This window comes from Moorena sp. SIO2C4, assembly GCF_010672485.1.
Classification (GTDB): domain Bacteria; phylum Cyanobacteriota; class Cyanobacteriia; order Cyanobacteriales; family Coleofasciculaceae; genus Moorena; species Moorena producens.
The window spans coordinates 1-6,437 of record NZ_JAAHGN010000391.1 but is presented as its reverse complement, the minus strand read 5'-3'; the positions used below and the strand labels follow the sequence as shown (position 1 = coordinate 6,437).

The following is a 6,437-nucleotide window of genomic DNA, read 5'->3' as shown; positions in this document are numbered from 1 at the left end:
CTCATTTTGCGCTAGCGCTAGACTTTTGCAGTTCACCAGCCATAAGCTTACTGCCAAGGGAACAAGACTTAGAAACTCTAGCAGTAGAGGAGGCTTTTTGACACTCCCCGGTCTAAAGACGCGGGGATTCTGCTGACAAGATAAACTTAGGTAACGTCCAAAGTCTAATCTTCGCTACGGTAGTCAAACACCGTCTACTCAGTCTGGATAGGTCTATGCCTAGCTTTCTGGCTACTTTTCTCAAGATATTTGCACTACCATTTAAGTCAGCATTTACTATTGACTTATTTGAAGTCTTATAAAGACCGCGCTTTACACGCTTTCCTGATGCTTTCCACCCACTTGGTTTTTCTCCATAAGCAGGTAGGGAGTCTCCATCAAGATAGCTGGCCTTACTGGTGTAAGCTTCCTCCGTCAATTCCAAATGGATTCCGTGTAAACTGCACAACTGAGATAGCCTATCTTTTAGCTTCCCTAAAGGTATTTGAACAAACTGTTGATTGTTTATCCTACCCATATTGGAGCATTGTTTAAAACCTTCATTCCAGCCTAGGACTATAGTCCCAATACTGTATTCAAGGCAATGGTTGATTATTATCTTAGCGGCCTTATTTATTCCATCTCTCATCCGATGGTTCCGTTTCCGAGTAACCCTATCAAGCCAATTATCCCAATAATCTTTTGCTCTACCTTTCTTTCTTGTAGAGACTTGCTTGTTCCAATATTGGTTAAAGGACTTCATGGCACGACAGTCTATTAAAAAAGAATTTCCTAAAGTGTCAACGCAAGCCGCTAAATTACTAGAAGTCCCTAAATCTATACTCAAAGCCTCTTTGCTTTTATCTTTGACTTGGACTGACTCTGGTATCTCATAAGATACTTCTAGGTAAAAAGCCCCATTTTTAGGTAAAATAGTCCATTCTTTTATTTTTATATCTTCTAAATTACTAGGAAAAGACAGAGAGAATTTTTTGATTCCAAACCATCTCTTTACATTTAATCCCAGAGAAAAAGTAATTAAGTCTTCATGTCTCTTTGGCTTTTGCCCTCCTGAATTTGGATAAGAGACTTTAAACATCTTTTTCCCTTTCAAATATCCAGGAGGCTTCGGTCTACTTTTTAAACCCCCTTTGAACCAAGACTCTCTTAGCTTCTTATAGGATTTAAGTGCTTCGGCCACACTCATCAATGTCTGCTGGGCTGGGGTGGAGGGGAGAGACTTAGCTACAATCGTCTTTCCTACGCTTTTTTCATATATCAAGTCGAATTTCCCTGTAAGTAGTTTTCCTGTTTTGAAAAACACTTGACGAGAAAAGTAAACTCCCATATTGTACAGTTTCCCTGACTGCTCACAAAGATAAGTCAGGATTGCCTCTGTCTCTTTGTCCGGGTGTAAAAGGATTTGCTGAACCCCTACTTTTAACTTCTTTTTAGCCATTATCGACCCTCAGGGGTTTGTCGTTAACTATATATTAACCTACAATAAAAACAACAGCAAGTCCGGAGAGAAAATAAATTGAGAAAGAGCGGTTTTGAGTACAGACACTACAACCATGCGGTCGGGGTGTGTACTGTACATTTAGTATGGATACCGAAAAGAATAAAAAAGGTATTGGTAGGAAAGATTAGGGATAGGATTTACGAAATTTTTACTGAGATAGCTTCGGAGAAGAACTGGAATATTAAAGCTTTAGAGGTTGCTCCTGATCATATTCACCTTTTTGTAGAGATAAATCCAACAGATGCTATTTATCAAGTAGTCAGGGCTTTCAAAGGCAGAAGTGCAAACTACTTGCGAAAAGAGTTCCCTGAATTAAAAAAACTGCCATCTCTTTGGACTAATAGTTATTTTTTTAGTACCGCAGGGAAGGTGAGTAGTGAAACTATTCAGCGGTATATCAACGACCCTCACCACGGATAAGAAGGTGGCTAAAGCCACTATGGAGAATTCCTCCCCGGTCTTTAGACACGGGGAGGAATTCTACCTAGATCTTTATGAAAAAGCCCCGTCCTCTAACCGAAAAAGACCAAGCCTTAATCCAGCGCTACAGTAACTGCCAATTGGGAATGACACCACAAAAGTTTTATGGCAAATGGTTAGTGACTTATGAGGTCATCGCCTGTATTTGCTCCCGTAGTGATGCTACAGTACAGCGCTGGTTTGCCAGAGGTCACAACTATCGCTCTCCCATGCCCATCGATTTGTACCATCTGGCCATAATGGATTTCCTTCTGGAGAATTTTGAAGAAATGCCTGAAAAACTCCAGAATTTCCTGTGTCCACCACATTAACAAGATGGAGATATCCGGAGATGAGAAGATTCCGAATAGTAGACTCAGAATCGTCTTTATTTCTTTGATATCCAGATAATATCACTATTGTCACGCTTGGGTAATGGGTAAGGTAATTGTGATTACTCTCGTACCATTACCCATTAGCAAAAATAATACCAATGGTTCCAAGTAGGAATACACCCCAATTCCTAGGGCTATCATACATAATTTTTAGTTTTATGTACCATTATTTTTTTATTATTAAGTGTAGAATAATTTTAGCTTGATAAGCTATTAATTAATCCTTTCAAAACTCCCTAAATTAGTGAGGCAATATTTTAGCCAAAGGATTAAATTTAGCGAGTTTAATATCTTGAGATGAGTAGGTGATTTTTATCCCATTAAAATGGGAGTTTAACTAGCCAGTAAGTTTCCTCAATTATCTAGGAGTAATTTTACGATGTCAGACATGAACAATCCAGAAGAAAATTCCCAAGCAGTTCCCTTTTTTGCCCGCTACTTGGAGGGACAATTTATTGAAGACTTATCTAAGGAAGAAATGGAAACTGTCAAAGGTGGTAATGTATTGCCTATTCGCAGTCTTACCAGAAAGTACCCATCTGATCGGGAAGATTGGTCGGGGGTAACCTTCAAGTTTCGAGATGATCTAATAGTTGAGACTCAAAAGTACCCATCTGATCAAGAAGATATATAGCAATCCGTGTAATATTTTCAGACCGGGGATATCTGGAAGATAGGGAATAATCTACCCAGAGCCTAACTTATTTATTTTAGGTTTAAATTAAAAATTTTCGCCAATTTGGCGTTACAGCTAGGGAGGCATGGCTTTTAATAGATTTATAGGAAAATAGTTGTGTCTATTCATGGGTCTATTCATGGATATACTCATACTTAGCCACATCCTATCTCCTATTTCCCCACATCTTATTTATCCACTAGGAGTTTAAAGCCATGTCTAATATGGACAAACCAGAAGAAAATTCCCAAGCAGTTCCCTTTTTCGCCCGCTACCTAGAAGGGCAATGGTGCGAAGAGCTATCTGAAGAGGAAATGGATGATGTTAGAGGCGGTCGCGGATTTGCGTTCACAGAGAAGTTCCCCTCTGATTTTGAAGATGGTGCCGGATGCTTTACCCGGAAGTACCCCTCAGATCACGAAGAGGGTGGCGGTGGTCCAGCCTTGACTAAGAAGTATCCCTCAGATCACGAAGAGGGTGGCGGTGGTCCAATTGCGATGACCCGGAAGTACCCATCGGATCAAGAAGATGGTGGCGGTGGTCCAATTGTGACCCTGAAGTTCCCCTCTGATGAGGAAGATGCTCCCCACAAGTAATATCGTATCGAGTTGACTATAGGGTTTACTAATTAGCGTGAGGTACATCTAAATTTTATTCGCTGTTCCGAAACTCCGAAGCTCCCTTCTAAAACCAAGAAGGAAAGTACCCAGGGCTATAACATTTCTGAAAATGTGCTTGAGTGTGTCTAGTCCAAACTGGCACCGTCTTTGCGCCTGAGCCATATTTGAAAAGTCATGAGAACGATAGATATTTAGAGCAAAGTTACGAGCAACGGCAAAGATTTGAGGTAACTGATGCATGCGAATACGTGAAGCATCTTCACCCTGAGTAACCAAATCGCACATAATGAACCTTGTTCTCTACACCCCAATATCCAAGGGATGCGCTGAGGCTTTGGACTCAGCAGACAAGGGCGTAAGAAGCAACATAGTAGCGTGTTTCCTTTTCCAGACGGTGTTGCCCCCCCTTTTTGAATTGTCGAACACTAAGGGTTCGAATCAGAGTCTAATGCCCTGGCCAGGGCTGGATGTTGTCGAGTTGGTTGCAGATGCGTGCCGACCCGTTTCTCGATCCGACCATGTCCTTAAGTAATGTCAGTATGACTGTGTTCGGCTACAAAGTAAGCTTTGACGCTTTTGAATAGATTGCCCTGATTGCCTTTAATCGCCCCCAGGTAGTGATTCTCAGCTCTCTTTGATCAACTGAGCCGTTTTTTTGAGTGCTAATCGCATCTATGGCGTTGACCACACCCTTAACAGCCAGTTGGGTAATAAATTCTGGTATTGAAGTTACCGTAAGGTAGTGGTCGCCTTTATGGTTAGTCGGCTATGCATAAAAGGGTTAAAACTTTTTGATTAAGGCGACCACTACCTAAGGTTTCGTCTCTTGGCTTTGACGCACGTTCGTTTTGCTATCCACTTGATCAGGCTCTTGAATCAAACCCCGCTCGACCAGGTAAGCACTGACTAACATAATTGCGCTTGTGAGGGGGAGAATCAGGATTGTCCCTTTCTAGTTGGTATGAGCCCCGTAAGACTTTGCCATCGACAGCTAAGGTTTCCCCGCGCCTTGGGTTCAATGCCAAAGAACCGAGCCAGGGCCGCAGAATACTGCTGATAATCCTTTGGTTTTTAGGACACGACGAATCGTGCTGTAGGAAGGAATTCGCCGCTTTGGGGGTAGAAAACGTTCAATCTTGTCCTCCCGATAGCTGTTGAGCCAATCGCCAATCGCTCTTAACCCTCGGTTACCAGCCGCTATAGCCAGAGTAAACAGAGCTAGACATAGAGCGACTTTATGCCGTTTACCTGAGACCTTGCGCACATCTGGGATATCAGAAAAGGCTTCTAAAATCTCGATCGGCTCTGGGGTTGACTCCTCTTGGGACAGGCTAGGCAGTAAAACAGCAGGGGCAGATTGGGGGGGCTGACCCATGGTCACTAATCAAACTCTCGGTTAACTTGTAAGCCTAGCATTTCTTGGCTTTCATGAGAATGAAATAGCCCTGGGAAAGTACCTCACCCAATTTATAACTGCTATAACACAATTAACAAAGGTCAAAGATTCGATGCAGCAGGTAATTACAGCAAAGCTGAAGTTGAACTGCACACCGGAGCAAAAGCAAAAGCTTCGTGCAGTTACTTTAGCTTATCGTGATGCCTTGAACTATACATCGAAATTGGCGTTTGACAAAGGCAAACTTTCTGATGCGGCTAAGTTACAAAAGCAGGTTTACTACGACATTCGAGAACGCTTTAGGTTACCAGCCCAAATGGCATGTAACGTACCTCGACAGGTAGCTGCAATCTATAAAAATCTCTGGATGAAAGTAGAGCGTAATGCTACTCACTTAAAATCCGGGATTACCAACAAGCGTTACCAAGGCTTAGATCCCCCTCCTAAATTCAGAGCTCGGACCTGTACGTTTAGTTACAAGCGTGACTACTCATTTGTTAAAGGTAAAGCTAGCCTAGTTACCTTAGAAGGTCCCATAAAAATTGACTACTCCGGATCTCAAAAACACTTAGACTTGATTCATTCAGGTGCTGCAAAAATAGGTACAGCAATAATTTGCACTTCATTGACTATAAAGCCGTTTTGGGTGGCGCTTTAGCGATTAGAGTTGATGCTAATTTCACCTCCCAGTCATGTCCCCGTTGTGGTCACACCAATAAAGCCAATCGACCCAATAATGGATTAGATTTTGATTGCATGGCTTGTGGATACAAACTACATGCTGATTTAGTTGGAGCCAAGAATATCGCACTGAGAACGCTCCTCTTGAGGCAAGACTTTGAGAGGACGGGGCGACTTTCAACCGTCCCTGATGTGTCCCAGGATGAAACCAAAACTCTAGACTGAGGGGATTGCCAAAGGCTAGCCTATCTCGGGAATTAGATTGGAGGTGAACTGTAGACACAATCCCCTTGCCAAGGGTGTACTCGATTAGGGTACTCGATTAGACAGGGGTAGTTGAAATAATTACCGATACTATTTCTCCCTTTGCGTCAACTGAGCTTTTGAAACCCGCGATCAGCCCTCAGCTATCAGCTTTGGGCTGAGTGTTATTTATTTTACTTAGGACTTACGAAGTTTAGTTGGTTTTGCCCCCCTAACCCCCCAAGTTTGGGGGGGATTACTCAAAAAGTCCCCCAAACTTGGGGGATTTAGGGGGCAATGGCTAATTCCTATTACTGTTATTTATTCTTCACCATTAACGCAGAAATGTTGAATGATAGTTAAAAAACTAGACAAATAGCCTCTAATTTGATAAAATAGAGGCCAAATAAAAATATAATAATGTTGCTTAAATGATATCAAATTTTCCACAAATCATCAAAAAACA

Annotated in this window: 8 protein-coding genes; 6 read left to right on the top strand and 2 right to left on the bottom strand. The window is 42.0% G+C overall.

Annotated elements, in window-relative coordinates; genetic code table 11:
- Positions 1-112 precede the first annotated feature (112 nt).
- The gene (locus F6K20_RS19830; RefSeq protein WP_287253183.1) at positions 113-1,438 is read right to left on the bottom strand and encodes an RNA-guided endonuclease InsQ/TnpB family protein; all 1,326 of its coding nucleotides are present in this window, start codon (positions 1,436-1,438) and stop codon (positions 113-115) included.
- A 78-nt stretch (positions 1,439-1,516) separates the two neighbouring features.
- On the opposite strand from F6K20_RS19830, the gene tnpA reads away from it, so the two are divergent.
- From tnpA to F6K20_RS19810, 4 genes are all read left to right on the top strand, one after another.
- Positions 1,517-1,921 (top strand): IS200/IS605 family transposase, encoded by a 405-nt coding sequence (tnpA, locus tag F6K20_RS19825; protein ID WP_287295765.1) that lies wholly within the window; start codon positions 1,517-1,519, stop codon positions 1,919-1,921.
- Between the two features lie 74 nt (positions 1,922-1,995).
- Positions 1,996-2,292: a helix-turn-helix domain-containing protein gene (locus F6K20_RS19820; protein WP_287253178.1), complete on the top strand. Its 297-nt coding sequence runs from the start codon at positions 1,996-1,998 to the stop codon at positions 2,290-2,292.
- 442 nt (positions 2,293-2,734) lie between these two features.
- Positions 2,735-2,989 (top strand): microviridin/marinostatin family tricyclic proteinase inhibitor, encoded by a 255-nt coding sequence (locus F6K20_RS19815; RefSeq protein WP_287253174.1) that lies wholly within the window; start codon positions 2,735-2,737, stop codon positions 2,987-2,989.
- A 257-nt stretch (positions 2,990-3,246) separates the two neighbouring features.
- Positions 3,247-3,627 (top strand): microviridin/marinostatin family tricyclic proteinase inhibitor, encoded by a 381-nt coding sequence (locus F6K20_RS19810; RefSeq protein WP_287253172.1) that lies wholly within the window; start codon positions 3,247-3,249, stop codon positions 3,625-3,627.
- A gap of 1,039 nt (positions 3,628-4,666) precedes the next feature.
- On the opposite strand, the gene F6K20_RS19805 is transcribed toward F6K20_RS19810, so the two are convergent.
- Complete coding sequence (locus tag F6K20_RS19805) at positions 4,667-5,026, bottom strand: transposase family protein (RefSeq protein WP_287295764.1); 360 nt, start codon at positions 5,024-5,026, stop codon at positions 4,667-4,669.
- 133 nt (positions 5,027-5,159) lie between these two features.
- Between F6K20_RS19805 and F6K20_RS19800 the strand changes: the two genes are divergently transcribed.
- Positions 5,160-5,705 (top strand): transposase, encoded by a 546-nt coding sequence (locus F6K20_RS19800; RefSeq protein ID WP_287295762.1) that lies wholly within the window; start codon positions 5,160-5,162, stop codon positions 5,703-5,705.
- Positions 5,690-5,953 (top strand): zinc ribbon domain-containing protein, encoded by a 264-nt coding sequence (locus F6K20_RS19795; protein ID WP_287295760.1) that lies wholly within the window; start codon positions 5,690-5,692, stop codon positions 5,951-5,953. The genes F6K20_RS19800 and F6K20_RS19795 overlap by 16 nt, the downstream gene beginning before the upstream one ends.
- Positions 5,954-6,437: the final 484 nt, after the last annotated feature.